21 protein-coding genes are annotated in these 25978 nt (G+C 64.6%); 14 read left to right on the top strand and 7 right to left on the bottom strand.

Features of this window, described 5'->3' with window-relative positions; translation table 11 throughout:
* The first annotated feature begins 49 nt into the window (after positions 1–49).
* Complete coding sequence (gcvA, locus tag HWY45_RS11140) at positions 50–952, top strand: transcriptional regulator GcvA (protein ID WP_059881600.1); 903 nt, start codon at positions 50–52, stop codon at positions 950–952.
* Positions 953–1554: 602 nt separating this feature from the next.
* Here gcvA and HWY45_RS11145 read toward each other — a convergent pair.
* Positions 1555–1872, bottom strand: coding sequence for a hypothetical protein (locus HWY45_RS11145; protein WP_059558105.1), 318 nt, complete (start codon positions 1870–1872; stop codon positions 1555–1557).
* Positions 1873–4022: 2150 nt separating this feature from the next.
* Between HWY45_RS11145 and HWY45_RS11150 the strand changes: the two genes are divergently transcribed.
* Positions 4023–5339, top strand: coding sequence for a replication initiation protein (locus HWY45_RS11150; RefSeq protein ID WP_059881241.1), 1317 nt, complete (start codon positions 4023–4025; stop codon positions 5337–5339).
* A 47-nt stretch (positions 5340–5386) separates the two neighbouring features.
* Here HWY45_RS11150 and HWY45_RS11155 read toward each other — a convergent pair whose 3' ends face one another.
* The 3 genes from HWY45_RS11155 to HWY45_RS11165 all read right to left on the bottom strand — a co-directional run bounded on the left by HWY45_RS11155 (position 5387) and on the right by HWY45_RS11165 (position 10289).
* Positions 5387–6412, bottom strand: a complete 1026-nt coding sequence (locus HWY45_RS11155; protein ID WP_059558101.1) for a ParB/RepB/Spo0J family partition protein — start codon at positions 6410–6412, stop codon at positions 5387–5389.
* Positions 6405–7103, bottom strand: coding sequence for a ParA family protein (locus tag HWY45_RS11160; protein ID WP_059881243.1), 699 nt, complete (start codon positions 7101–7103; stop codon positions 6405–6407). The genes HWY45_RS11155 and HWY45_RS11160 overlap by 8 nt, the downstream gene beginning before the upstream one ends.
* Before the next feature lie 2067 nt (positions 7104–9170).
* A complete protein-coding gene (locus HWY45_RS11165; protein ID WP_059881245.1) occupies positions 9171–10289 on the bottom strand; it encodes an MBL fold metallo-hydrolase in 1119 nt (372 codons plus the stop codon).
* Between the two features lie 81 nt (positions 10290–10370).
* Here HWY45_RS11165 and HWY45_RS11170 point away from each other — a divergent pair, with 81 nt between their 5' ends.
* Positions 10371–11024: a TetR/AcrR family transcriptional regulator gene (locus tag HWY45_RS11170; RefSeq protein WP_059558096.1), complete on the top strand. Its 654-nt coding sequence runs from the start codon at positions 10371–10373 to the stop codon at positions 11022–11024.
* Positions 11025–11140: 116 nt separating this feature from the next.
* Positions 11141–11632: a flavodoxin family protein gene (locus HWY45_RS11175; protein ID WP_059881247.1), complete on the top strand. Its 492-nt coding sequence runs from the start codon at positions 11141–11143 to the stop codon at positions 11630–11632.
* Between the two features lie 111 nt (positions 11633–11743).
* Here the strand turns inward: HWY45_RS11175 and HWY45_RS11180 are convergent, their stop codons facing one another.
* Positions 11744–11929, bottom strand: a complete 186-nt coding sequence (locus tag HWY45_RS11180; protein WP_059881249.1) for a hypothetical protein — start codon at positions 11927–11929, stop codon at positions 11744–11746.
* Positions 11930–12515: 586 nt separating this feature from the next.
* Here HWY45_RS11180 and HWY45_RS11185 point away from each other — a divergent pair.
* The 5 genes from HWY45_RS11185 to HWY45_RS11205 all read left to right on the top strand — a co-directional run bounded on the left by HWY45_RS11185 (position 12516) and on the right by HWY45_RS11205 (position 19697).
* On the top strand, positions 12516–16025 hold the full coding sequence (locus HWY45_RS11185) for a pyruvate carboxylase (RefSeq protein WP_059881251.1): 3510 nt from the start codon (positions 12516–12518) through the stop codon (positions 16023–16025).
* 765 nt (positions 16026–16790) lie between these two features.
* Entirely contained in the window at positions 16791–17501 is a 711-nt protein-coding gene (locus HWY45_RS11190) for a ProQ/FinO family protein (RefSeq protein ID WP_059881253.1), read from the top strand.
* 700 nt (positions 17502–18201) lie between these two features.
* Positions 18202–18480 (top strand): metal/formaldehyde-sensitive transcriptional repressor, encoded by a 279-nt coding sequence (locus HWY45_RS11195; RefSeq protein WP_059881255.1) that lies wholly within the window; start codon positions 18202–18204, stop codon positions 18478–18480.
* Between the two features lie 8 nt (positions 18481–18488).
* A complete protein-coding gene (dmeF, locus tag HWY45_RS11200) occupies positions 18489–19499 on the top strand; it encodes a CDF family Co(II)/Ni(II) efflux transporter DmeF (RefSeq protein WP_059881257.1) in 1011 nt (336 codons plus the stop codon).
* Between the two features lie 3 nt (positions 19500–19502).
* On the top strand, positions 19503–19697 hold the full coding sequence (locus tag HWY45_RS11205) for a DUF1289 domain-containing protein (RefSeq protein WP_059558083.1): 195 nt from the start codon (positions 19503–19505) through the stop codon (positions 19695–19697).
* A 37-nt stretch (positions 19698–19734) separates the two neighbouring features.
* On the opposite strand, the gene HWY45_RS11210 is transcribed toward HWY45_RS11205, so the two are convergent.
* Together HWY45_RS11210 and HWY45_RS11215 are read right to left on the bottom strand one after the other, a co-directional pair.
* Positions 19735–21141 carry a heavy metal sensor histidine kinase gene (locus HWY45_RS11210; RefSeq protein ID WP_059881259.1) on the bottom strand — a complete coding sequence of 469 codons (1407 nt, stop codon included), beginning with the start codon at positions 21139–21141 and terminating at the stop codon, positions 19735–19737.
* Complete coding sequence (locus HWY45_RS11215) at positions 21138–21809, bottom strand: heavy metal response regulator transcription factor (RefSeq protein ID WP_059558078.1); 672 nt, start codon at positions 21807–21809, stop codon at positions 21138–21140. Before HWY45_RS11215 ends, HWY45_RS11210 begins: the two co-directional genes overlap by 4 nt.
* Before the next feature lie 161 nt (positions 21810–21970).
* Between HWY45_RS11215 and HWY45_RS11220 the strand changes: the two genes are divergently transcribed.
* The 5 genes from HWY45_RS11220 (at position 21971) to HWY45_RS11240 (ending at position 25976) form a co-directional block, all read left to right on the top strand.
* A complete protein-coding gene (locus tag HWY45_RS11220) occupies positions 21971–22366 on the top strand; it encodes a hypothetical protein (protein ID WP_230946929.1) in 396 nt (131 codons plus the stop codon).
* A gap of 90 nt (positions 22367–22456) precedes the next feature.
* Positions 22457–22741 carry a hypothetical protein gene (locus tag HWY45_RS11225; RefSeq protein ID WP_059881263.1) on the top strand — a complete coding sequence of 95 codons (285 nt, stop codon included), beginning with the start codon at positions 22457–22459 and terminating at the stop codon, positions 22739–22741.
* Positions 22738–24279 carry a TolC family protein gene (locus HWY45_RS11230; protein ID WP_059881265.1) on the top strand — a complete coding sequence of 514 codons (1542 nt, stop codon included), beginning with the start codon at positions 22738–22740 and terminating at the stop codon, positions 24277–24279. The genes HWY45_RS11225 and HWY45_RS11230 overlap by 4 nt, the downstream gene beginning before the upstream one ends.
* 1 nt (position 24280) lies before the next feature.
* A complete protein-coding gene (locus HWY45_RS11235) occupies positions 24281–25576 on the top strand; it encodes a multicopper oxidase family protein (RefSeq protein WP_059881267.1) in 1296 nt (431 codons plus the stop codon).
* Positions 25577–25649: 73 nt separating this feature from the next.
* Entirely contained in the window at positions 25650–25976 is a 327-nt protein-coding gene (locus HWY45_RS11240; protein WP_059881269.1) for a copper-binding protein, read from the top strand.
* The last annotated feature ends 2 nt before the right edge of the window (positions 25977–25978 follow it).

Consider the following 25978-nt stretch of genomic DNA (forward strand, 5'->3'; position numbering starts at 1 on the left):
ACGATTAATCTTGAGCATCGTGTGAAAAAAATTCACGCGAATGGATGTGATGGGCAGAAAGCTTCCTCCGTTGAATTCGTTGCGGGCGTTCGAGGCCGCCGCCCGCCTGGGCAGCTTCACGCTGGCCGCCGACGAGCTGTGCGTCACGCACGGCGCGATCAGCCGGCATGTGCAGCAGCTCGAGGCCTGGCTCGGCCGGGCGCTGTTCGAGCGCCACAACCGGCGGGTCGAACTGACCGAGGCCGGGCGGACCTACCTTGCGGAAGTCGGCGCGTCGTTCGACCGCATTGCACTTGCCACCGCCCAGCAGCTCGAACGCGGGCAACAGCGGGTGCTGCGCGTCAGCGCGCCGGCAACGTTCTCGCTACGCTGGCTCGTGCCAAGGCTGTCGTCGTTCCAGGTCGCGCATCCGCATATCGAGGTGCGGTTGTCCACGTCGAACGAACCGATCGAGAAGCTCCGCGACGTCGTCGACCTGATCATTCGCGGCGGCCCGCAGGCGATCGATGGCTATGTCGCCGACGAGTTCCTGTCCGAAGTGCGCCTGCCGGTGTGTGCGCCGCGGCTCCTCGAAGGCAGGAAGCTGCGCAAGCCTGCCGATCTCGCGCATTTCACGCTGCTGCATGCGGCGACCTATCCCGGCATGTGGCCCGAGTGGCTGGCGGCGGCCGGCGAGCCGCACCTCGTGCCGCGGCAGTCGCTCACGCTCGAGCATTTCTACCTGACGCTGCAGGGCGCGCTCGACGGGCTCGGCGTCGCGATGGGGCCGATCGCGCTCGTCGCGGACGATATCGCCGAAGGCCGGCTCGTGCAGCCGTTCAAGGCGCCGGTGATGCCGCCGTGGCGGTACTTCACCTACGTTGCAGCATCACGCGCGGAAGACGGTGCGGTTCGCGCGTTCAAGGACTGGTTGACGCGCGCGGCCGGGGCATCGCGTTCGAGCGGCGGGTGACGGATGGCAGGCCGCCCCGGCTCGCCCGGGTTGCCCGCGAAGTCGGCCGCGCCGAGGGCGGCGTTACGCCGCTGCCGCCCGGATGTCGTCGAGCCCGGACGCTCGACCAGCACGTTGACGTTCGTGCGCGGCGATATCGTTGGCGTTCAAGGCGATCAAACGTGAAGCCGCGAATCGCGCCTGATCATTGCATTGTGCGTCCGTCCTGAGCGGCGAACGTCAACGCGACGGCCGCACGTGTTCGGGGAAATGGTTTGCGGAACGCCGAACGCCGCCCAACTCGATGCATTACAAGGTTGGTTTTACGTGGTGTAAACCGTTCAGTCGAGACGTTCCGTGCAGTGAAGTCGACGGTGCTTTGTCTCGAGCAGCAGGAGGCGGGATTCAAGCGAAACTGGTGATCGCCCGAACGTAATGATCTTCCAGGAAAGCATGCGGCAGGTTCAAGCCGAACACATCATCAGCATGACGAACCAAATATTCGATTGCTGCTTCACAAACTTGGGCACGTCATTCGCGAACGATGCGACGTGCCCCATCACAGCGTGATGGCTGGCAGGGCGTCACGCGGGCCTCGCGCGACGTCCCGGCCGTGACAGCGCTTACTGGCTTGCGCCGGCCGCGGCGCCCGCCTTCTTCTGCGCATCCTGCAGCTTCTGCGGATAGTTCGGATCATTGGCCGCCGGCTTGTAGCCCGCGTCCTCGAGCTTCTTCAGCTCGGCGTTTTTCTTCGCGCGAGCCGCCTTGCGCTCGGCCTTGTGTTGCGCACGGGCTTGCTTGCGTGCCTCGGCTTTCGCGGCTTTTGCGTCTTGCGCCGCGGGTGCGCTGGCCGTTTCCTGCGCAAACGCAGGCGCTGTCCCGCCGATCAGGAAAGCTGCGGTCGCAGCAACGAGCGTGAACGTTCTGATTTGGATTCGCATCGCTGAACTCTCTATTCGGATTGGTCACGGATGAAGAACTGCGAGATACCACCCCTGCCCCGACGTGTGAGCACGTCGATCGAGGCCTCTGCATCATAACCGTGTTGCCTCGCGTGTGGCGACATGGAATTTGCTCGTCGAGGATCGAGTCGTGCGCTCCCATAAACGACAACCCCGGCCTCGGCGACGAGGGCGCCTGACGCGCCGATTCCCATGGATGTATACCGTCGGGCACGCGTGCTGTGCTCGACGATGCCGACGTCTCACATACGCTTCTCCCTGTGCACCGTTCATGTCACATACAACTGCGCGCGCATCAGCGACATAACGCGTGAGTCAGGTGTGATCGGTTCCTGGTGATCGAAAGGCGTCGCATTCGGCTCACCGATCCTTCAGCGCGCGACGATCACATCAGGTCGCCATGTGGAAGTGGTGATCTTGGCAAAGGACTGACCGGGATGGATGTCGGAAGCCTTCGCGCGCCTTTCCGGCATCGCAATCCGACTGCCCTGTAATTCAGGACACGGTGATCGTGAGCCTTTACGGGATCAGGTGTGTGTCAACGGTGAGCATTTTCGGGAGATGTGTGCCGAATCGCTCCAGGTGAGTGCCAGGAATGTTGGTGTTCTCACGTGAGGCACGGAACGGTGCTGGAAGCATGGGTACTTCACACACAGGCGTTGAGGCGATTCAAAGGTAGAAACTTGCTGGGGTGGTCCGACCGACATAAGGTAGCCATCGCTTGCACAGATGGTGCCGTAGCGGCCGCATTCGAGGAAAGGTACCCCACAGGCATTCGACTGCTGTTTGAGCCGCTCTGTGGGGCTTCTAGGCGGCTCGACGCGTTCCGGTGCCACTGCGTGTGGGAATTCGGCTGGCAAGCGTAGTGCGGAGCAACAAAGCGACCTGTCCATGTCATGCCGGCTTTCGGGGCCTGTGACTGGCGATTTCCTCGTCGCTGCCCGCTGTGGATCCCCCATAGACGGGAACCTATGAGCGGGAAAAGGCGGTTTCTAAGAGATTTGTTCCCATAGCCTTATACGTTTCGATGCTTGTGAGTATGTGCTCACGTCCGGATCGGCCAGGCAGCGTCAGGAAGCTTGACAGACGGGGCACAGCGCTGTGACGAATCCGGAAGGTTCTCCACAGAAAGACGCGCGACACCCAGTGCGGAACTCTTCTGGTAGCGGTTTATGGGGTGTGCTTTTTCCGGAGACACACAGTGTGTTTACTTCTTTAGAAAGCAACGTTTACTTCTTTAACTACTTTTAGATGCCTCACAGGCTTGTGGAACAAGGCTGTGGCCGGTGTTCAGTACCCATTTATGGGAGCATAGGTAGAAGTGTCTGGGGCGTTAGGTCTGTGGATTTGGGGTTTGGGGTAGCCCGGGATGGGGAATCGGGGGTGTGGATATGGTGCAAGCGTAGCCGTTTATGGGGATTCGGCGGCGAAACGCCGATGGTAGCGGCTTATGGGGGGATCTTTAAGGTACCCGGTTATGGGGGATTTCTGCGAATCGACCGAGCCATTCTAGTGAGAAGGGCGATCTCGGGTAGCCAGTTATGGGAAGCCCTGAAGGTACCCGTTTATGGGGTTGCTCCGTGTATGCCAGCTCGAGTTCATGCACAGCCCGAGGCTGTGACTCCCGCGCGTATACAGGATTGGTCCGTGGGAAAGGTAGTCATCCGTGGGATTCGTGTAAGGTAGCCTGTTATGGGATCAATTTGACGATGCGGCGACCCAAGGCGCGCGATTCGCAAAACACGACGGCTTCGAAAGGTCCCCTTCTATGGGAAATTTCGAAGGTAGCGTGTTATGGGAGAAAAACGACCGTGTGCTGCACGGCACCACAGATTCCGCGTCCGATCGCGGTTCTGGCCATTTGCTTCCCATAAAAAGGTACCTTCAGCAGGGCGATGGCCCGGACGGATCAGGACATCTCGCGCGAAAGGTAGCGGCCTTTGGGAGGAGAGTTTGCGGAAAGGTAGATGGTTATGGGGCCTTTCGAACATTCGCACGCGGAAAAAATTCCTTTGTGTGCCATAAGTTAGCTGCGACAGTGCAAGTGACGTGCGAACAGGGGCGTTGCCCTCGGCGGTGAAGAGGTATAAAGTCCGCTCTCAACAAGGTAACCTTATCCGGACACCACGATGCCGCGAAAGCCCGCAAGCAAAGGCTCCGACAAACAGGTCTCGCTGTTCCAGACGCCCGAGCCTCCCGACTTGCTGCGCAAGGCGGTTCAAGCGATTCACATCGCCCCCAAATCGGGAAAGATCGGTCTGCAGCAGCGCAAGATGTTCAGCTCGCTGATCAAGAACGCGCTCAGGCAGGAAGCATTCGAGCCGGGGCGCACGAGCTTCTCGATCTCGATCGCCTCGCTCTCGCACGAGAGCGGGTTGAACAGCAACAACACGAAATACGTGAAGGACACGGTGAACTCGCTGATCAGCACCGTCGTCAACTGGGACTATCTTGCAGCGGATCGCTCGACCGTCTGGAAGGCATCGGGTCTGCTGGCCGGCGCCGAGCTCGAGCAGTCGGTGCTGAAGTACAGCTTCTCGGACCAGATTCGCAGCGAGCTGCTCAACCCCGAGATCTACGCGCTGATCGATATGCGGATCGCGCGCGAGTTTCGGCGCTCGCACTCGCTCGCGCTGTGGGAAAACACGGTGCGCTACGAAGGTATCGGCATCACCGCGAAGATCCCGCTGCCGAAGTTCCGGGATCTGATCCTGGGCCAGGACAAGGCATCGCAGTCGTACAAGGAGTACAAGCTGTTCAAGAGCAAGGTGCTGGTGCCGTGCATTCAAGAGGTCAACGAAGTATCGGACCACACGCTCGAACTGATCGAGCACAAGTCCGGGCGCAGCGTCGAAGCGGTCCAGTTCAAGGTGATGCGCAAGCCGAGTGCGGATACCGTGGAAGAAGGCGACGTCAAGAACGAAGCACTCGTCGAGGAAGTCGCCAAGTTCGGCATCCCGCGCTCGGAGGCGCGGCGGCTGATTACGCAGTACGGTGTTCAGCGCATCAAGGCTGCGATTGCGTACACGCTCAACCGGACCACGAAAAAGAATGCGGCGCCGGTCGATAACATCGGGGCTTATTTCCGCAAGGCGTTGACGCACGGCTATACGCTGTCCGACGGGCCGACGCCGGAGACGGCCCCGTCGGCGAAGGAAACGGCGCAGAGCAAGCAGGAGCAGATCCGGGACAAGTACCTCGCCGCCAAGATCGACGAGGCCGGTGCCTACTTCCGCGAACTGGAAATCGACGACCAGACCAAGCTCATCGATCGGTACAACGAGACGGTGGTCGGCTCGAAGGACCTGGTGCTGTCGCCGAAGAAGAAGGCCAGCAAGCTCGCGCAAACCAGTTTCTTCAGATGGCTCGCGCTGGATACCTGGGGCGAACCGACCTCGGACGACTTGCTGGAGTTCCTGCTGAAAAGCAGCCTGGCCACGAACTGAAACTGAAAAACAGACCTCGCAACGCGAGGTCTGTTCATTTGGGCACCTTACTTTTGCGCGGCGGCCAGCTCGGCGACGTACGCGTCGATGACTTCCTTGAGTCGGTCGGCGAGCGTTTCCTGATGGGCGGCGTCCACGCCCTTGAGCTGCAGGTCGAGACGTCCGTCGGGATAGGTCTTCAACTGGCCGATCGTCTGTGATTCAAGCGCGAAGTCGTGGCGGACGCTGTAGCGTGTCCGCCCTGCCTTCTTGTCCCCGTCGTTCTGCGCGCGCAGGAAATTCTCGAGATCGCGCACCGACTTCTTCCGGTCGATCACGGCCGACAGCAGGCGGTCGGCCGTCGGTTCGCCCAGCCGCTCGAAGATCAGCTTGAGGAAATAGGCAGCCTGCAGGCCGACCACGTCGCTCGCCGTAGCCATCCGCTCGAGGAGCGTGTTCGGCAATGCGTTGAGCGAGAGTGTTTTGCTGATCGATGCCTTGTCCTTGCCGATCTTCTCCGCCAGCGTGTTCTGGTCGGCGAACACCTTTTCGTCGAGGAGCCGCTTCCATGCGACCGCATCGTCGAAGATCGTTTGGCGTTCGTGATCGTGGTTCGCGCGATAGGCGATCGTATAGAGCTGCTCGGGTGTGTGATCCGACCGGAAGGTGGCAGTGATGGTTTCGTCACCGTTGATGCTGGTGGCGCGCAGCCGGCGCTGCCCGTCGATCACGACGAGCTTGCCGGGAAATTCCGGCAGACGGGTCACCTTGATCGGTTCGATCTGCCCTTCCCGCTTCAATGTCAGCGCGAGTTCATGCAGGCTCGATTCCGAATAGAAAACCCGGGGGTTGAACGGGTTCGGGATGCAGTCCTTCACGGCGACCTTCTGCGGGGCGTCGAGATCCGTCGTGTCGGCGGGCTGCGCCGTCGCCAGCTTGATCGCGGGCGCAGCGGCAGTCGGCAGCACCGTCACGGACGGTTCGGGCAGCCGCGTCTCCAGCGCCGCGTTTTCCTGTGCGAGCCCGCGCAGAAGCCCGGCCGCGAGATGGAGATTGCCCGTCGCCTTCTTTTCCTTCGATGTGTCTTTAGCCATGAGCTGCGGCTCCGGTAGCGCGTGTCGACGCAATGTATTGGGCCATTTCGGTGACCAGCTTCTCGATCTCCGCGCGAGCCTCCTTGAGGCCCTTCAGGTAGCGATTGTGGTGGTGGATGGTGGTGCCGAGCGCGAAGGTCTGCCGATAGACCTCGCGTTGGGCGATCTGGCTGTCCAGCAGATGTTCCCCTATTTCTTCTGCTCTTAGAATTTTTAAAATCTCTTCACGCATTTTAGTTTTTCCATTGACGCTATTGAGCATCAGTGCGGAAGACAGGTTCGGGTTACGTACTGCTCGCATGGATTCGATCATGCGGATCATTGCGACGGTGCTGTAGAGGTCTGCAGGCGATGGCGACAGTGGTACGAGACAGAAGTCTGCGACTTCGAGTACCGACGCGATGCGCGGATCCTCGAGGTTGCCGGGGCAGTCGATGACGATCACATCGAAATGCGCATCCTGCTTCTTGATCTCGCCACCGATCCCGCGGCCGGCCGGGGCCAGGGAGAGCACGGTCATCGGCAGGGTGTTCTCGCCACTCGTGACCCACCGGACGGACGTGCCCTGCGGGTCGGCGTCGATGAGTGCCACTTTGTTCCCGCCGGCCTCGAAGGCGGCGGCGATGTTGACGGAGATGGTGGTCTTTCCAGTACCACCCTTTTGATTGCTGACGGCGATCTTGAAAGCCATTAAATCCCTCCAAGGAGTTTTGCGTAATATATGCATTTGTTGGAGAAAAGTCCAGACAAGATGCTCTGATCGCGAGATTTTGAGCGAGGCGGTGCAGTTGTTACGTGACAAGTAGCCGGATGGCTAACACGTGCGGAAGCGATGGAAGTGAGATTATGGAAATCAATAAAAATCTGATGGCTTGCAGTTGAGATGACGCGTGCGATCGACGAATTGGCTTTCCCTTGATACTGGATTAGTTCTTGGCCGCGACGGTATGCACTAAGCTGCTGCAAACACATTGCATCGTGCCGATTGGCTGACGATCAACATACGAGTAGTTGTTACGTGACAAGCCGCCAAGCTGATGAGCCGATCGTGCGATCGGATGGTTGCATAGCCGAACGTCGCGCGATCGACAGGTATAGCGATTAACAGAGATGAAGTAGTGACTCGACCAAATGACAGGTTGTCACGTGACAACATGGGCAGGTGTCGACGAACGTGGCTACGGTGTATTGGCTTGCTAAATGGAAACGGGCTTCTAGCAGTCGGTACTGGTGTTAGATTTCGTTCGCGGAAGTGGATGTGTGTCCGAGCTCTACCCACTGTTGATCGGTTGTCACGTGACAACGGATGATCGAGCCGGGGCGTACGCCAGAGATGGTTGGGAAGCACTGGTTAGATTTCAGAGATCGACGCGAACGGTTGGCGAATGGTTTCGGACGTGACGGGATGCGGAAATGAGCGAGTTCGTTGGGCAGTTTGACTCGCGAGATCCTAGGTCTTTTGCCGTGGGTGAAGCTCGATCTGGCGATCTGGTCTGGTATCGCACACTGATTGTCAGGCGCGTTGCGCATCAGGAGGCATGAGGGCAGGCAACATCTTCGATGTGTCCCCATTAATGCGCTCCCTGATGTAGCGCACCCATTAGCTCGTTTGCTTGATGGCGGCCTGTCGCCAAGCAGAGGCTGTCTCCCGCCCAGCGGGGCACACCGTGGAAACCTGCGCGGGGATCGACAACACCCGATCCCCAGGCGCCGGCAGCGCACACGATTCGTATCGTGAAACATTCACACAAAGTAGGGTGCGGTCGCGGAAGCCTTATCTTATAAGGACTTCCGGGCGACTCTTCATGTTGTTTCACGCACGGAGGGCGCGCGCATCCCAAAAACAGGGGTCAACCAACTACACTTAAGGCGGCCACGCTTCTTCAGCCATGCGTAAGCATCAAATGTATTGATTGATACGTGTTGTGTCGTAAATGAAATGATTTCGGCGTGAGCCGAGCGTAATTCGGGGGTAATGCGATCCCCGCAGAGTGGTGAGTTGTCACGTGACAACGCGACATTACGGAGTGGGCCCCTCCCGAAGCATGGTGTTTCACTTAGCGCCGTTACGAAATGAGCGATATGAACGGAAGTGAAGTCAATAACGATGCTGGGGTAGGGCCGCCCCAGTTTCATTCTGAATTAATTGGCTGGATCGGCAGGCATCACCACAATCCACGCGATAAATGGCCGAAGTAAAGAGCGATATCTGACCGCCTCCGAAACCCTGAGCCACGATAAGCCCGCATCCGCCCATTCAATAGTTCGCGACGCAAATCGTCTTTGCGGTCCCACTTCCTGTCATTCGCGCTTGCCGGATCCATTACGTTGCCGTCCTAAATTCAATGCGCTCGATTGCATCGAACCTGCGGCATTGTCATCGCACATCGTCGCGGGCAGCCGGAGGTTCAGGGAAGCATACGCCGATCGACTTATTCAAATTGCCTCTTCCCCGGAGAAAATGCCAAACCATCGAGCCCTCGTCCGGTCGATACGCGACCCGGGCCGCGACACGCGACCTCCGCACTCAGCGAAAGAGATTCGAATCTCTCGCGGATCTCGCTGGCCAGACTGAGGAGCGCCGGTAGTGAGGCTGCCCCGCAGCGTTTCAGGGCAACCCCGAGGAGCGGAATAGCCCTTCACCGCTGCATCGCCGATCGCGAAAGTCCCGGGGAGCGTTTCGTAACGCGCAGCATCAGGCAAACACGAACATGAATGCGAGGCGCTCGGCGTCAGCCGCCGGAATGACAACGATCATCTACTTGGTTGCTCGCGCCGGACAGATTGCAAACCGCAACGACTTCGGCGCCTCGACCTTCTCGACGACATTGCGCCACCACCGCTCGCCGCAATGCGGCGCAACCAGGTCCAGCCGCTCACCCATCCGCGGCGTCGCAAGATCGACTCCGCGCGCCACGGCCAGCGCCGTCACGCGCTCGAACGGCTCCTGCCAGCGATGCATCGCCAGATCGAACGTGCCGTTATGAATCGGCGCCAGCCAGCGGCCACGCAGATCCACATGCGCCTGCACGGTTTCTTCCGGCTGCATGTGGACGTACGGCCATTGCGCGTCGTACGCGCCCGTCTCGATCAGCGTCACGTCGAACGGCCCGAGACGTTCGCCGATGGTCCTGAAACCGTCGAAGTAGCCGGTGTCGCCGCTGAAGAACACGCGCAGGTCGCCGTCGACGATCACCCATGACGCCCACAGCGTGCTGTTGCCGTCGAGCAGGCTGCGGCCGGAGAAATGCTGCGCAGGCGTCGCGGTCAGCGTCACGCCGTCGATCTCCGCGCTTTGCCACCAGTCGAGCTGGCGCACCTTGGCCGCGTCGATGCCCCATTCGATCAGGCGATCGCCGACACCGAGCGGCGTCAGGAAACGCTCCGTCTTCGCGGCCAGCGCAAGCACGGTGTCGCGGTCCAGGTGATCGTAGTGATCGTGCGACAGGATCACGCCACGCAGCGGCGGCAAGTCGCCGAGCGCGATCGGCGGCGCATGGAAGCGTTTCGGGCCGACACGCCGGAACGGCGACGCGCGCTCGGCGAACACGGGATCGGTCAGCCAGAACTGGCCGCGCAGCTTGAGCAGCAGCGTCGAATGCCCGAGCCGGTAGAGGCTGCGATCCGGCGCCGCGTCGAGCTCCGCGCGGGTGAGTGTATCGACGGGCAGGGCGCCGGCCGGCACCGCGCCGCGCGGCTTGTGGAACATCATGTTCCACATGATGCCCAGCATCTTGCCGAGCCCTTCGGCGGGCCGCGGCGCGACGTTGCGAAAGCGTTCGCCGTCGTGTTGCGGCGAATGGGCGGACAACGCGCGGCCGCGCTTTGCAGCGGTCAGGCCGAGCGTACGTTGAATGAAATCGGGGAGCGATGCCATGAGTATCCATCCGGATGAAAGTACACTAAACAGTGTAGTTTATTTCCGAGGAAAGTAAACTGCCGGGTGTAAAATTTGAGAATGGATACGAGCACCACTCATCAACGTCTGACCGATCGAAAGCGGGCGGCCATCGTCAGCGCCGCGATCGAGGAGTTTCTCGCGGCCGGCTACGACGCGACCAGCATGGACCGCATTGCCGCGCGCGCGGATGTCTCCAAGCGCACGGTGTACAACCATTTCCCGAGCAAGGACGCGCTGTTCGCCGCGATCCTGCACCAGCTCTGGGACGCGAGCCATTCGGGCGCCACTCCGGCTTTTCGCAGCGACGTGCCGTTGCGCACGCAGTTGCTCGACCTGTTGACGCGCAAGCTGCGCCTGCTCAACGACGACGCGTTTCTCGCGCTCGCGCGGGTCGCGATCGCGGCGGCCATTCATTCGCCGGAACGCGCGCGCGACATGGTCGAGCGTCTCGGCGAGCGCGAGGAAGACGTGACGGTGTGGATCCGCGCGGCCGCGGCCGCGGGCCGGCTCGCGGCGCCGGATCCGGCATTCGCGTCGCATCAGTTGCAGGGCATCGTGAAGGCGTTCGCGTTCTGGCCGCAGGTGACGATGGGACAGCCACCACTAAGCGACGAGGCGCAGAAGCAGGTCGCGGAATCTGCGGCCGACCTGTTTCTCGCGTACTACGAGCGAAAGCAGGGCGGCGACGGTCACGACGAAAGCGGACGCTGAAGCGTCGGCGCACCGGAGCGCACTGCTTCGACACCCCGACGTTTGATCTACATTGGAAGCACATCCATGCCGCTCCCGCACATGCAGCGCATGGGCCGACACGTGAGCAAACCCGAATGAAGACGCTGCTGATCGTCTACCACACGATGACCGGAGGCACGCGACAGATGGCCGAGGCGGCCGCCGGCGCGGCGCGCGACCAGGCGGGCGTGTCGGTCCGGCTGCAGCGCGCGGACGAGACGGGCCCGGACGACGTGCTGTCGGCCGATGCATATCTGTTCGCGACGCCGGAGAATCTCGCCGCGATGTCCGGCCTGATGAAGGACTTTTTCGATCGCTGTTATTACGCGGCGCTCGATCGCGTGAATGGCCGCCCGTACGCAACGATGATCTGCGCCGGCAGCGACGGACAGAATGCGTTGCGCCAGATCGATCGCATCGCGACCGGCTGGCGCCTGAAGAGCGTGGCGCCGGGCCTGATCGTGTGCACGCATGCGCAGACGACCGAGCGCATCCTCGCACCGAAGACGATCGACGCCGGCGATCTCGCGCGCTGCGCCGAACTCGGCGCGGGCCTCGCGGCCGGTCTTGCGCTCGGCGTGTTCTGAACCGAATGAAGTGCCGCGCGGCGCGGGATTTCCCATAAACGACTACCACGCAACAGGAAGCCACGCACCGCCACCGCATCGCACCAGCGATCCCGGCCGACACGCCGAACGTCATTCGGACACGCACTGCGCGCGCACCTGTTCGGCCGTCACCGTTCCCTGCTTCGAGCCGAAATGGCTCAGCACGAAATCGGCGAGCGCCGTGACATACGAATCCGAATAGGCGCCGCCGACCCCCAGTATCTGCTGCGTCCGTCCGCCGACCGTCGCGCCCGTGCCGTGCGGCAACACCTGCATGAGCACGGCGCCGGATGGGGCGTTGACCGCATGGCTGCCGGCGAGCGACGCGTACCCAGTCCGGCGTTCCGCACCGTGATCCGTACTGTGAAATTGCACAGCGGGCGAGCCGTGTTTGCGCTTCGCCGATGCGCAGCGTATGTTACGTGCGGGGCGCAACGGAGTAGACGGCATGGACGGAACAACACAATCCCATGCGCGGCAATACTGGTCTGCGCATGCACGCAAGTCCGCCTGAGGATCACCGCCGATGTTTCGAACTACGGAACACCTGATCGGGATGCATTGCGCAACGCCTGCGTTGCGCGCGGTAATGTCTGAGGCGCGTTTGATCGATCGACATCCCGAATGCAGCCCACGGAGCCGGCCGGCTGCCCGCTCGATTGCGCAGTTCAGCGTTGCAAGCGGGCTTCCACTTTTGAAACGAACGGCAAGCGGGCGCCGTGCCGTTCGCTTGCCAAATCAGGCACGTAGACGTGCCGGCCTCGGCTGGCCCGCCGCTTGCTTGCATCGATCCAGATTCGCGCCAGACCGTCACACGCCCCATGGGCTGGTTCCGTTCGACGACCGTTGATCCTTGCATAACATGACGCCTACCTCCATCCAGTCCATCCTGATCGCCAATCGCTCGGAAATCTCGATTCGCGTGATGCGTGCCGCCGCCGAACTGAACATGCGTACGGTAGCGATCTATTCGAAGGAAGACCGCCTCGCGCTGCATCGCTTCAAGGCCGACGAGAGCTACCTGATCGGCGAGGGCAAGAAGCCGCTTGCGGCGTATCTCGACATCGACGACATCCTGCGCGTCGCGCGGCAGGCGAAGGTCGACGCGATTCACCCCGGTTACGGCTTCCTGTCCGAGAACCCCGATTTCGCGCAGGCCGTGATCGACGCCGGCATCCGCTGGATCGGCCCCGCCCCCGACGTGATGCGCACGCTCGGCAACAAGGTGGCCGCGCGCAATGCCGCGATCGCGGCCGGCGTGCCGGTGATGCCGGCCACCGCGCCGCTGCCGGACGATCTCGACGCGTGCAAAGCGCTGGCCGCGGAAGTCGGCTATCCGTTGATGCTCAAGGCGAGCTGGGGCGGCGGTGGCCGTGGAATGCGCGTACTGGAAAACGCTCAGGACCTTGAAACCCTGCTGCCTGTCGCGCGTCGCGAGGCGCTGGCTGCATTCGGCAACGACGAGGTGTACGTCGAGAAGCTCGTGCGCAATGCACGGCACGTCGAGGTGCAGGTGCTCGGCGACCTGCACGGCACGGTCGTGCATTTGTACGAGCGCGACTGCACGGTGCAGCGGCGCAACCAGAAAGTGGTCGAACGCGCGCCCGCGCCGTACCTCGATCGCGACGGCCGCCACGCGCTGTGCGAATCGGCGCTGCGCCTGATGCGCGCCGTCGGCTATACGCATGCGGGCACCGTCGAATTCCTGATGGATGCCGACACCAGCCAGTTCTACTTCATCGAGGTGAACCCGCGCATCCAGGTCGAGCACACGGTGACCGAAATGATCACCGGGATCGACATCGTCAAGGCGCAGATCCGCATCACGGAAGGTGGCCGCATCGGCCTGGCAGAGGACGCAACGGATGGCGACGGCGCGCTCGTCGCGCGCGCGGCCGGCGTGCCGGAACAACAGGCGATTCCGCTGAACGGCCACGCGCTGCAATGCAGGATCACGACCGAGGACCCGGAGAACGACTTCCTGCCCGATTACGGGCGTCTCACGGCGTACCGCAGCGCAGCCGGCTTCGGCGTGCGGCTCGATGCCGGCACCGCCTATGGCGGCGCGGTGATCACGCCGTACTACGACTCGCTGCTCGTGAAGGTGACGACGTGGGCGCCGACGGCGGCCGAATCGATTCATCGGATGGATCGCGCGCTGCGCGAGTTCCGGATTCGCGGCGTCACGTCGAACCTGCAGTTTCTCGAAAACGTGATCAACCATCCGGCGTTCATCGCCGGCGACGTGACGACCCGCTTCATCGACAAGACACCGGAACTGCTCGAATTCGCGAAGCGCGGCGACCGCGCGACGAAGCTGCTGCGCTATCTCGGCGAGCTGAACGTGAACGGCAACGCGGAGATGAACGGCCGCACGTTGCCGGCCCTGCCGTTGCCGAAACCGGTGCTGCCGAAGATCGATACGGCGGCGGCGATTCCGGCCGGCACGCGCGATCGCCTGCGCGAACTCGGCCCGGCGAAATTCGCGAACTGGATGCTCGACCAGAAGCAGGTGCTGCTGACCGATACGACGATGCGCGACGCGCACCAGTCGCTGTTCGCGACGCGCATGCGCACCGCGGACATGCTGCCGATCGCACCGTTCTACGCGCGCGAGCTGTCGCAGCTGTTCTCGCTCGAATGCTGGGGCGGCGCGACCTTCGACGTCGCGCTGCGCTTCCTGAAGGAAGACCCGTGGGAACGCCTTGCGCTGCTGCGCGAGCGCGTGCCGAACATCCTGTTCCAGATGCTGCTGCGCGGCTCGAATGCGGTCGGTTACACGAACTACGCGGACAACGTCGTGCGCTTCTTCGTGAAGCAGGCCGCGAGCGCCGGCGTCGACGTATTCCGCGTGTTCGATTCGCTGAACTGGGTGCGCAACATGCGCGTGGCGATCGATGCGGTGGGCGACAGCGGAATGTTGTGCGAAGGCGCGATCTGCTATACCGGCGACCTGTTCGACACGTCGCGCGCGAAGTACGACCTCAAGTATTACGTCGGCATCGCGCGCGAGCTGCAGCAGGCCGGCGTGCACGTGCTCGGCATCAAGGACATGGCCGGCATCTGCCGTCCGCGGGCGGCCGCGACGCTCGTGAAGGCGCTCAAGGATGAAACGGGGCTGCCGGTGCATTTCCACACGCACGACACGAGCGGCATTGCCGCGGCATCCGTGCTCGCGGCCGTCGAAGCAGGCTGTGACGCGGTGGACGGCGCGCTCGATGCGATGAGCGGCCTCACGTCGCAGCCGAACCTGTCGAGCATCGCGGCCGCGCTGGCCGGCAGCGAACGCGATCCGGGGCTGAACGCGGACCGCTTGCACGAGGCGTCGATGTACTGGGAGGGCGTGCGCCGCTATTACGCGCCGTTCGAATCGGAGATCCGCGCGGGCACGGCCGACGTGTACCGCCACGAGATGCCCGGCGGCCAGTACACGAACCTGCGCGAGCAGGCGCGTTCGCTCGGCATCGATCATCGCTGGACCGAGGTGTCGCGCGCGTATGCGGACGTGAACCGGCTGTTCGGCGATATCGTCAAGGTGACGCCGACGTCGAAGGTGGTCGGCGACATGGCGCTGATGATGGTCGCGAACGACCTGAGCGTGGACGACGTGCGCAATCCCGACAAGGACATCGCATTCCCCGAGTCGGTCGTATCGCTGTTCAAGGGAGAACTGGGTTTCCCGCCGGACGGTTTTCCGGCAGAGCTGTCGCGCAAGGTGCTCAAGTGCGAACCTCCCGCGCCGTATCGCCCCGGGGACCAGATTCTGCCGGTCGACCTCGATGCGGTGCGCACGCAGGCCGAGGCCGCGTGCGAGCAGCCGCTCGACGATCGGCAACTGGCGTCCTACCTGATGTATCCGAAGCAGACGGTCGACTACTACGCGCACGTGCGTGCCTACAGCGATACGTCGGTGGTGCCGACGCCTGCATTCCTGTACGGGCTGCAGCCGCAGGAAGAAGCGGCGATCGACATTTCGCCGGGCAAGACGCTGCTCGTGTCGCTGCAGGGGCAGCATGCCGATGCGCAGGACGGCATCGTGAAGGTGCTGTTCGAGCTGAACGGCCAGTCGCGTTCTGCACTCGTCGAGCAGAAGACCACCGTGCATGCGGGCAAGGAGCGCCACGGCCTGCAGCGTGCCGATCCGGCCAACCCGCTGCATGTGGCCGCGCCGATGCCGGGCTCGGTCGTGACGGTGGCGGTGCAGCCGGGACAGCGCGTGACGGCCGGCACGACGCTGATCGCGCTCGAGGCGATGAAGATGGAAACGCACATCGCCGCCGAGCGCGACTGCGAGATTGCCGCCGTGCACGTGAAGGTCGGCGAACGGGTGGCGGCGAAGGATCTGCTGATCGAGCTGAAGGGCGCGGCCTGAGGATGACGCCGCGCGTCCGCCGTCGGGCGGGCGCGCGGACACGTTGCGCGATCGGCGCTCGTCGACCGGCTGCACCGGCCGGTGATGATCGGGCCACAGCGTCTTCACGAGATCGCGCCTGTCTTTTTGTCGGTGATCGCGTGTGGGCGCGATGACGATGCATGTCGGCCCGCGACGGTGTCGTCGCGAACATACTACGCATTTTCCGAAGAACCGTTACGGTATGCCGTCGTCGGTCCCGCTTGCCGCGGACACAGCCGGTCGTGGACGACGATCGATGCGGACGCAACGATCATGCGGACGGCAATCCGGCGAGACGAGCCAAGCGGAGCGCCCCATCACCCTTGAAACCGGGCGACCGGCGCCGCGCAATCGTTCCGGAATGCTTGTTTCATACTGTGGAACCTGAGTGAAGGGGAGCGAAACCCGGCCAGCGAACGCGGGGGCGGAGAGCGCGTGCGGGAAACCGGATTCGACGTACGGAGCGGCGGCCCCGCGGCGCGACAAGGCGACCTCTGTCACGACCCGTTGACCTGCGAGTCAACCGACAGCCGCGCGTATCGGTATACTTCCACTCCTGCGTACCATCCGGCAGCGCGGCGCGATGCCCGACACGGGGTGCGCTCCGTTGCTCATGCGGTATCTTCCACGTCGGTGACGGACGTGCCGAACGCCGTCATCCCGAGCCGCCGCGTCAAACCTGGCGCGGCCTCGCGTGCGTTTCGCCGTGGAAGCGACGCTCTCTATTCCTGGTGGATTGAATTTATGGGTTTTGAACAACTTGCCGAATTGCGCGACCAGCTCGCAGCGAAGGCCAAGCAGGATCGGAATGCCAAGCGCGCGAAGGCGCAGCCGCAATCCGGAACCAAGCCGTCGTCCGGAGGCAAACCGGTTTCGGGGGCCAAGGCGCCTGCCGGCGCGAAGGCGTCGGCTGACGCGAAGGCACCCGCCGGCGCCCGGCAGGGGCCCCGGGCGCGTCCGTCCGCCGGCGGCAAGTCGTCGGCGCCGGTCGATCCGGTCATCGTCGCGATCGGCAAACTGCAAAAGCGCTTCCCGCTGGCGTTCCCGCGCAACCCGGCGCCCAAGGTGCCGCTGAAGGTCGGCATCTGGGCGGATCTCGCCGCCGACGCGCAGGCGATCGGCCTGAGCGAAGCCGAGCTGCGCGACGCGATGTCGACCTGGTGCCGCGGTAACCGTTACTGGTCGTGCCTCGTCGAGGACGCGGTGCGTATCGATCTGCAAGGCAACGAGGCAGGGCGCGTGACGCGCGACGACGCGGCGCGTGCCCGGCGGCTGAAGGCGCGCGGCCCGCGCAAGGGCCCTGCGCAGGCAGCCAAGGCCGGCACGCAACCGGAGAAGGTCGAGGCCGACGCCTCGGCTCCGGTTCCGGAGCAGGCCGATGCCGCGGCACCGCAAGTCGAGCAGGCCGAGCCGCAAGCGACGCCGGTCGAGCAGCCGGCAACGAAAGCCGAGTAACGCATCGGCGCGACGCCATGCTGCCGGCAATTCAATGCATTGCCGGCAGCATGAATCTGGATTCGTCCCCACAAGGCGGGCGTCGCGCGGATCGCGCCGGCCAACGCGCCCGGACGCCGAGCACACGATGAATTTTCCGTGACAGGCAGCCAGCCTGCCTGTCGCATTCCTGCATCCTGCATCCTGCATCCTGCATCCTGCATCCTGCATCCTGCATCCTGCATCCCGCATCCCGTATCCCGCTTTCCGCTTTCCGCTTTCCGCTTTCAGCTTTCAGCTTTCAGCTTTCAGCTTTCAGCTTTCAGCTTTCAGCTTTCAGCTTTCCATCCCCGATCCCCGATCTTCGAGGCAGTTCTCACCGCCATCGGTAGGCGAGCCGCTTGAATGCGCCCGTCGCCCGATCAGTTCGGGCGCGCCGATCACGTTCGCCCAGCGCTTGAACGGCGACTGGCCGATGACCCGCGCGATCGGGAAACCATCAGTTATCCGGAAGATATCCGGTGGCCCGTAGCTCGCTGCGGTTGCCGGTGGCCGGCCGGTTCAGGCTGAGCACGGATTCCTTCCAGTACTTTCTGCATCGGGTTTCGTTCCACTTCGGAATGTGGATCGGCGCGGAGGCCGATACGCCGTGCCATACCCCCATCCCCTATACAGGTTTCGGCCTTGAGATATACTCCCCCACCCTATCTGGAGGCCCTCGATGAGTCACACCGTCCGCGAAAAACAGAAGCTGCTCAACCGGGTCCGCCGCATCAAGGGGCAGGTGGAAGCGATCGAGCGCGCGCTCATGGAAGAGCGGGGCTGCAACGAGGTCCTGCAACAGATCACGAGCTGCCGCGGCGCGATGAACGGGCTGCTGGCCGTCGTGCTCGAGGATCACATCCGCACCCACTTGGTCGATGCCGAGCACGACGGCGGCCATGAAGAAGGCAGCGCGACCGAGCAGTTGATCGACGTCGTGCACAGCTACTTCAAGTGAGACGCGACATGAACGACTTCAGGGAAGCGGCGTTCGGCGCGGGGCACGACCACATCTTCCTCGGCGCGGCGCACGAGCAGAACGAACGCAGGACATGGGCGGTGATCGCGCTGTGCAGCGCGATGATGGTCGCGGAAATCGTCGGCGGGAGCCTGTTCGGCTCGCTGGCGCTCGTTGCCGACGGGCTGCACATGTCGACGCATGCGGGCGCGATGCTGATCGCGGCATTGGCCTATACGTATGCACGCAAGCACGCCGGCGATGCGCGCTTCGTGTTCGGCACCGGCAAGCTCGGCGACCTGGCGGGATTCACCAGCGCGATCGTGCTGGCGATGATCGCGCTGCTGATCGGCTACGAGGCCGTGTCGCGCTTCCTGTCGCCGATACCCATTCACTTCGGCGAAGCGATTCCGATCGCGGTGCTCGGCCTGCTCGTCAACCTCGCGAGCGTGTGGCTGCTGAGCGGCGATCATCACGGGCATGGGCATCATCACCATCGCGCGCATGACCATGACGGTAACGACCACGACCACGACCACGACCACGACCACGGCGACAAGCACGCGCAGGCGCACGCCGTCGCGACGCGCGACCACAACATCCGCTCCGCCTACATCCACGTGATCGCGGACGCAGCCGTGTCGCTGCTCGCGATCATCGGTCTCGTGCTGGCGCGCGCGTTCGGCTGGGTGTGGATGGATCCGCTCGCGGGCATCGTCGGTGCGCTGGTGATTGCGAACTGGTCATACGGGTTGATGCGCGACACGGGCGGCATCCTGCTCGACATGCAATCCGACCCGCGGATGGCGCAGCGCGTGCGCGCGCTGATCGAAGGCGGCGGCGACCACGTCGCGGACCTGCACGTGTGGCGTCTCGGGCCGGGCCACATGAGCGCGGTCGTGTCGGTGGCGACCGGCGACGGCAGCCGCGATGCACGCTTCTATCACGGCCTGCTCGACCGCGTGGACGGGCTGTCGCACGTGACCGTCGAGGTCGTGAGACCGCAGCGGGCGGCCTGAGCGATGGCCGTCAAGTCACCCTGCATCGACATCTGCTCGTTCGACGGAAGAACGGGATTCTGCATCGGCTGCCTCCGCACGCTGGAAGAGGCGCGGACCTGGAAGAAGCTGACCGACCATCGGCGGCACCAGATCGTCAACGACCGTGCGCGGCGGCAAGCGAAGCTCGACCGCGGCGCGCCGCCGGACGGGCAATAGCGCCGCGTCGGCCACGCACGCGCCGGCCGCGCGCGTGTCACGCGCGGCGCGAATCGCCGCACGGGAAACGCAGCGTGAAGATCGTCCGCTGCGCGTCGCTCGTCACGGCGACGCTGCCGCGGTGCAGCGCCATGATCGATTTCACGATGGCAAGGCCGAGCCCCGCGTTGCGGGCCGAGCCGTGGCGCGATGCATCGACGCGGTAGAAGCGCTCGAAGATCCGGTCGAGCTGGTCCGGCGCAATGACGGCGCCCTGGTTCGCGACCGACACGGCCGCATGGTCGGCACCGACCGCCACCGCAAGCTCGATGGTCGAGCCGCGATGCGCATGCTGGAGCGCATTCGACACGAGATTGCTCACCGCGCGCCTGAACAGCGGCGCATCGGCGTGCACGTTCCCGTGCCCGTGCACCACGATGCGCACGCCGGCGTCTTCCGCGAGCCCCTGGAAATACGAGGCCAGCCGTTGCAGCTCGTCGGCCGCGTCGAGCGCGGCGAGCGTCAGGTGCTGCTGCGCGTTGTCGGTGCGCGCGAGGAACAGCATGCTGTCGATCATCCGCTGCAGGCGCTCGCATTCTTCGATGTTCGAATCGATCAGCGCCTCGTATTCTTCCGCCGACCGTGCGCGTGACAGCGTGATTTGCGACGCGCTGATGATGTTCGCCAGCGGTGTGCGCATGTCGTGCGCGAGATCCGACGAGAACCGCGACAGCCGCTCGAACGAGCGCTCGAGCCGGTCGAGCATGCGGTTCACCGACAGCGCGAGCTCGTGCAGCTCGACCGGGCCGCCGCGGATGTCGAGGCGTTCGTCGAGGTTGTGCGCTTCGATCCGGGACGCCTGGCGGCCGATGTCCCGCACCGGCAGCAGCCCGCGCCGCGTGACCGCATGGCCGAGCGCGCACACCAGCAGGGCGCCGGCCGCGATCGCGAACCAGATGTGGTCCCGGTAGCTGTCGAGCAGTGACTGACGGTCATCTGCGGCGCGCACGAGCAGCATCCGGATCGCTTCGCCGGACGGCAGTACGACCTTCGAGAAGATGCAGCGCGCCTGCCCGATCGCCTTGGGCGCGCAGGTGAACGGCTGGCTGTCCGGGTGCGGGCCGTCGGCGAGCGGTTTCAGCGCGGGGTCCGGCCCGTCCGCGTGCTCGACCAGCGGCGTGCCGCGCGCATTGTAGATGCCGAGATATACGCCCGGGTGCGACAGCAGCACGTCGTGAAACACGCCCGGGTTCGTGCGGATGGCTTGCGCCGAACCGCGCGCGCGGGACAACTGCGCGAACTGGTTCAGCTTGCCGCTGATCTCGATGTCGTCGCGGCGTTGCAGCTCGGCGGACAGCGACCGGTACAGGTACGCGCCCGTCAGCGAGAACACGAGCCCCGCGACGGCGGCGAACGCGAACGTCAGCCGCTTGAGCAGCGAGTAGGGCGAGGGCGCCGCGCTCACGCGCGATCCTCGAGCACGTAGCCCATGCCGCGGATCGTGTGGATCAGCTTGTGCTCGTACGCATTGTCGATCTTCGCGCGCAGGCGCTTGATCGCGGCATCCACGACGTTGGTGTCGCTGTCGAAGTTCATGTCCCAGATCTGCGACGTGATGAAGGTGCGCGTGAGCACCTCGCCCTCGCGTTCCGCCAGCAGTTGCAGCAGCGCGAATTCCTGTGCGGTCAGGTCGATGCGCGTGTCGCCGCGCCGCACGCGGCGCCGGATCAGGTCGACCTCGAGATCGGCGATCTGCAGCGTGTCGCGCACGCTGCGCGGCGCGCGCCGCAGCAGCGAACGGATGCGCGCGAGAAATTCCGCATACGCGAACGGCTTCGGAAGATAGTCGTCGGCGCCCAGTTCGAGGCCGGCGACCTTGTCGTCGACCGTGTCCCGGGCCGTGAGCAGCAGCACCGGCGTCGACTTCTGCTCGCGCAGGCGCCGCAGCACCTCGAAGCCGTCGAGCTCGGGCAGCATGACGTCCAGCACGACGAGGTCGAACGCTTCGTGCAGCGCGAGAAACAGGCCGTCACGCCCGTTCGTGGCGATGTCGACGGTATAGCTCGCTTCCGTCAGCCCCTGACGGAGATACGACGCCATCTTGGCTTCGTCTTCGACGATGAGTATCCGCATGGTGTGATGGTGGTTGATGAAGCAGGGCGGCGCAACGCGAGGATGCGGCCGACAGGCAGGAGGGTACGCTACTGCCGCACGTCTTTCATGAAAATCCGGTCATGTTGCGGCCACGGCGTCGTCACCCGTGCGCCGATAAGCTGGGCGTTCCTGATTGCCGCGTGCCCGCTTCCGCTTCCATGTCGTACTGGCGCAAATTCCTCATCGTCGTGTTGCTGGCCCTGAGCCTGCCGGTTCAGTCGTTCGCGGCTGCGGCGATGTCATGTGCGTTGGCCGGCGACATGCGGGCCCGGCATGCGGAAGCGGCCGGCGGCGCGCAGCTCCACGACATGCGGGACGATCACGGTCACACCCGCCATGCGGCGCCCGGCGATGCGGGCCACGCGCACGCGTGCCAGGCCTGTGCGTCGTGCTGTGTCGGCACGGGGCCGGCGCTGCCGGACGTCGCGGCAGCCGCCCATACGGCCCGCATCCACGGATTCATTCCACCGCCCACGGCCGCCGCGTCGTTCCTGACCGGCGGCATCGAACGGCCGCCTCGCGGCGCACTCGTCTAGTACCCGGGATCGCGGCCGATGCGCCGCGACGTGCAATCCGAACCGGCGGCCGCATGGCGGCCCGCGCGGTGACTCATGACGAGGCAACTCATGCAACTGATTCTTGCGGCGCTGCTCGGCGCGGCGGCCATTCTGCCGCCGCTCGCGCACGCCACGACGACGCTGCCCGATCCGGCCGATGCCGCGGCGCCCGTGCCCGCGCACGCCGTTCCGTCCGCATTCGACGGTTACCGGCCCTATCGCGACGGCGACGGCCCGGGCTGGCAACACCTGAATCGCGCGGTGACCGAACCCGCCAGGCGCGCGGCCGCGCCGGGCAAGCCGGCCGATTCGGGCCGCGCGAACCACGCAACCCACGAGGGCCCGGCCAGATGATCGAACGATGGGTTTCCCTGCGGGTCGCGGCCAGTGCTGCCGCGATCGCATGGCTGGCGGGCTGCACGACGTTCTCGCGCGACGGCGGGTTCGACGCGGTGTCCACCGCCGCGCGCGACCGGCTCGGCAAGGACGCGGTGATCGTCCGCGGCGACGCGGATCGCGAGACGGTCGCGGCGCGCACCCGCGAGCTGCTCGCGAAGCCGCTCGGCATCGACGACGCCGTGCAGGTCGCGCTGCTGAATCATCGTGGGCTGCAGGCATCGTATGCGCAGCTCGGCCTGTCGGAAGCCGATCTGGTGCAGGCCGGGCGGCTGCCGAATCCCGGCTTCAGCTTCAGCCGCACGCGTTCGAACAACGACCTGAGCATCGGCCGGACGTTCTCGGCGAACGTGCTCGGCATCCTGACGCTGCCGTTTGCCGCGCGCATCGAAGGGCGCCGGTTCGAGCAGACGAAGCTGGAAACCGCCGACGCGATGCTGAAAGTCGCGGCCGATGCGCGCCGCGCATACGTGAACGCGGTCGCGGCCGAGCAGTCGGCGCGCTACGCGGGGCAGGTGAACGATGCGGCAGGCGCGGCCGCCGAACTCGCGCAGCGCATGCGCCAGGCCGGCCACTTCAGCCGGCTCGAGCACGCGCGCGAACAGGCGTTCCACGCGGACGCCATCGCGCAGTTCGCGAAGGCGCGGCAGCAGGCCGTCGCCGCGCGCGAGCGGCTGACGCGCGCGATGGGCCTGTGGGGCGCGGGCACGCAGTACACGCTGCCCGATCGCCTGCCGGCGCTGCCGAAGGATCGCCCCGCGCTTGCGGACCTCGAAGCGTTCGCGATGCGCAATCGCGTCGACATCCAGGCGGCGCAGCTGCAGACGCAGGGCGTCGCGTCGTCGCTGGGCCTGAGCAAGGCCACGCGTTTCGTCAACGCGCTCGACGTCGGCTACGTGAACAACTACGAAACCGACAAGGGGCATGAGCGCGGCTACGAGATCAGCGTGGAGATTCCGCTGTTCGACTGGGGCGGCGCGAAGGTCGCGCGGGCGGAAGCGCTCTACATGCAGTCGGCCAACCGCCTCGCGCAGACGGCGATCGACGCGCGCTCCGAGGTGCGCGAATCGTACGCGGCATACGTGACCAGCTACGACGTCGCGCAGCATTACCGCGACGAGGTCGTGCCGCTGCGCAAGACCATCTCGGACGAAGTGCTGCTGCGCTACAACGGCATGCTCGCGAGCGTGTTCGAACTGCTCGTCGATGCGCGCGAACAGGTCGGCGCGGTCAACGGCGCCGTCGACGCGCTGAAGGATTACTGGCTTGCGGAGACCGATCTCCAGCAGGCGGTCGGCGGCCGCCTGCCGGCACCGGACGCCGCGCAGCGCGACACGCCGCCCGCGGCCGCGGCCACAGCGACTGCAGCTTCCGCAGCTCCCGCAGCTCCCGCAGCTCCCGCAGCTCCCGCAGCTCCCGCAGCTCCCGCAGCCGAGCCGTCTCCCACGATTCCCGCGGCGCTTTCCGCGCCGGCAACGCATTCGGAAGGTCATTGACATGGTGTCCCGTCGACAATTTCTCAGCGGCTCGGGTGCCGCGCTCCTCGGTGCCGCGATGGTCAGCAAGGCCGGCGCGGCCACGCTGCCGGAGGCGCCGACGATGGCGCAGGCCGCCACGCAGCCGCCGCTCGCGCCGCCCGACGGCCGCCCGTACACGCCCGTCGCGACGCTGAACGGCTGGACGCTGCCGTGGCGGATGAAGAACGGCTGGAAGGAATTCCACCTGATCGCCGAGCCGGTGGTGCGCGAGATGGCGCCCGGGATGAAGGCGAACCTGTGGGGCTACAACGGGCAGTCGCCCGGCCCGACGATCGAGGCGGTCGAAGGCGACAAGGTGCGCATTTTCGTGACGAACCGGCTGCCGGAGCACACGACGATCCACTGGCACGGGATGCTGCTGCCGAACGGGATGGACGGCGTGGGCGGCCTCACGCAGCCGCACATTCCGCCCGGCAAGACCTACGTGTACGAGTTCCGCCTCGAGAAGCACGGCACGTTCATGTATCACCCGCACGCCGACGAGATGGTGCAGATGGCGATGGGGATGATGGGGATGTTCATCGTGCACCCGAAGGATCGCGGCGTGATGCCGGTCGACCGCGACTTCGTGTTCCTGCTCGCCGCCTACGACATCGACCCCGGCAGCTACACGCCGCGCGTCAACGAGATGACGGATTTCAACATGTGGACGTGGAATTCGCGCGTGTTCCCGGGCATCGATTCGCTGCCGGTGCGTGCGGGCGATCGCGTGCGCATTCGCTTCGGAAACCTGACGATGACGAACCACCCGATGCACCTGCACGGCTACACGTTCGAGGTGACCGGCACCGACGGCGGCTGGATTCCGCCGAGTGCGCGCTGGCCTGAAGTGACCGCCGACGTCGCGGTGGGCCAGATGCGCGCGATCGAGTTCACCGCTGACCGGCCGGGCGACTGGGCGTTCCATTGCCACAAGTCGCATCACACGATGAATGCGATGGGGCACCAGGTGCCGAACCTGATCGGCGTGCCGCAGAAGGATCTCGCGAAGCGCATCGGCAAGCTCGTGCCCGACTACATGGCGATGGGCAGCACCGGCGGCGCGATGGGCGAGATGGAGATGCCGCTGCCCGACAACACGCTGCCGATGATGACGGGCACCGGGCCGTTCGGCCCGCTGGAGATGGGCGGCATGTTCACCGTCGTGAAGGTGCGGCAGGGGCTCGGCCGCAACGATTACCGCGACCCGGGCTGGTTCAAGCACCCGAAGGGCACGGTCGCCTACGAATACGCCGGCGAGCTGCCGGCGCGCTGATTCACACGATCACACGATGCGGCCGGCACGACGCCGGCCGCCGATTGCCTCACCCCAACCCTGGAGAACGACGATGAAAAAAGCACTTGCCGTAATCGCAGCGGGCTGCGCGCTGGCCTTGTCCACCCTGCCTGCCGTGTCGTACGCGGCCGGCGACGCCGATGCAACGGACGTGCGCAACGGCATGTCGCACGGCGAGATCCGCAAGGTCGATGCGGCCGCCGGCAAGCTGACGATCAAGCACGGCCCGCTCGAGAACCTCGGCATGGATGCGATGACGATGGTGTTCAAGGTGAAGGACCCGGCGATGCTGTCGCAGGTGAAAGTGGGCGACACGATCGACTTCGTCGCCGAGGACGTGAACGGCGCGCTGACCGTCACGAAGCTGCAGCGGAAGTGACG

This window comes from Burkholderia stagnalis (assembly GCF_902830275.1).
GTDB lineage: Bacteria > Pseudomonadota > Gammaproteobacteria > Burkholderiales > Burkholderiaceae > Burkholderia > Burkholderia stagnalis.

Coding starts and splice junctions, on each gene's coding strand:
- HWY45_RS11155 (WP_059558101.1), bottom strand. CDS start 6,412: ATGGCTAAAGACACATCGAAGGAAAAGAAGGCGACGGGCAATCTCCAT.
- HWY45_RS11150 (WP_059881241.1), top strand. CDS start 4,023: ATGCCGCGAAAGCCCGCAAGCAAAGGCTCCGACAAACAGGTCTCGCTG.
- HWY45_RS11165 (WP_059881245.1), bottom strand. CDS start 10,289: ATGGCATCGCTCCCCGATTTCATTCAACGTACGCTCGGCCTGACCGCT.
- HWY45_RS11190 (WP_059881253.1), top strand. CDS start 16,791: ATGGGTTTTGAACAACTTGCCGAATTGCGCGACCAGCTCGCAGCGAAG.
- HWY45_RS11215 (WP_059558078.1), bottom strand. CDS start 21,809: ATGCGGATACTCATCGTCGAAGACGAAGCCAAGATGGCGTCGTATCTC.
- HWY45_RS11170 (WP_059558096.1), top strand. CDS start 10,371: ATGGATACGAGCACCACTCATCAACGTCTGACCGATCGAAAGCGGGCG.
- HWY45_RS11160 (WP_059881243.1), bottom strand. CDS start 7,103: ATGGCTTTCAAGATCGCCGTCAGCAATCAAAAGGGTGGTACTGGAAAG.
- HWY45_RS11195 (WP_059881255.1), top strand. CDS start 18,202: ATGAGTCACACCGTCCGCGAAAAACAGAAGCTGCTCAACCGGGTCCGC.
- HWY45_RS11225 (WP_059881263.1), top strand. CDS start 22,457: ATGCAACTGATTCTTGCGGCGCTGCTCGGCGCGGCGGCCATTCTGCCG.
- HWY45_RS11145 (WP_059558105.1), bottom strand. CDS start 1,872: ATGCGAATCCAAATCAGAACGTTCACGCTCGTTGCTGCGACCGCAGCT.
- gcvA (WP_059881600.1), top strand. CDS start 50: ATGGGCAGAAAGCTTCCTCCGTTGAATTCGTTGCGGGCGTTCGAGGCC.
- HWY45_RS11240 (WP_059881269.1), top strand. CDS start 25,650: ATGAAAAAAGCACTTGCCGTAATCGCAGCGGGCTGCGCGCTGGCCTTG.
- HWY45_RS11205 (WP_059558083.1), top strand. CDS start 19,503: ATGGCCGTCAAGTCACCCTGCATCGACATCTGCTCGTTCGACGGAAGA.
- HWY45_RS11230 (WP_059881265.1), top strand. CDS start 22,738: ATGATCGAACGATGGGTTTCCCTGCGGGTCGCGGCCAGTGCTGCCGCG.
- HWY45_RS11175 (WP_059881247.1), top strand. CDS start 11,141: ATGAAGACGCTGCTGATCGTCTACCACACGATGACCGGAGGCACGCGA.
- HWY45_RS11235 (WP_059881267.1), top strand. CDS start 24,281: ATGGTGTCCCGTCGACAATTTCTCAGCGGCTCGGGTGCCGCGCTCCTC.
- HWY45_RS11180 (WP_059881249.1), bottom strand. CDS start 11,929: ATGCAGGTGTTGCCGCACGGCACGGGCGCGACGGTCGGCGGACGGACG.
- HWY45_RS11185 (WP_059881251.1), top strand. CDS start 12,516: ATGACGCCTACCTCCATCCAGTCCATCCTGATCGCCAATCGCTCGGAA.
- dmeF (WP_059881257.1), top strand. CDS start 18,489: ATGAACGACTTCAGGGAAGCGGCGTTCGGCGCGGGGCACGACCACATC.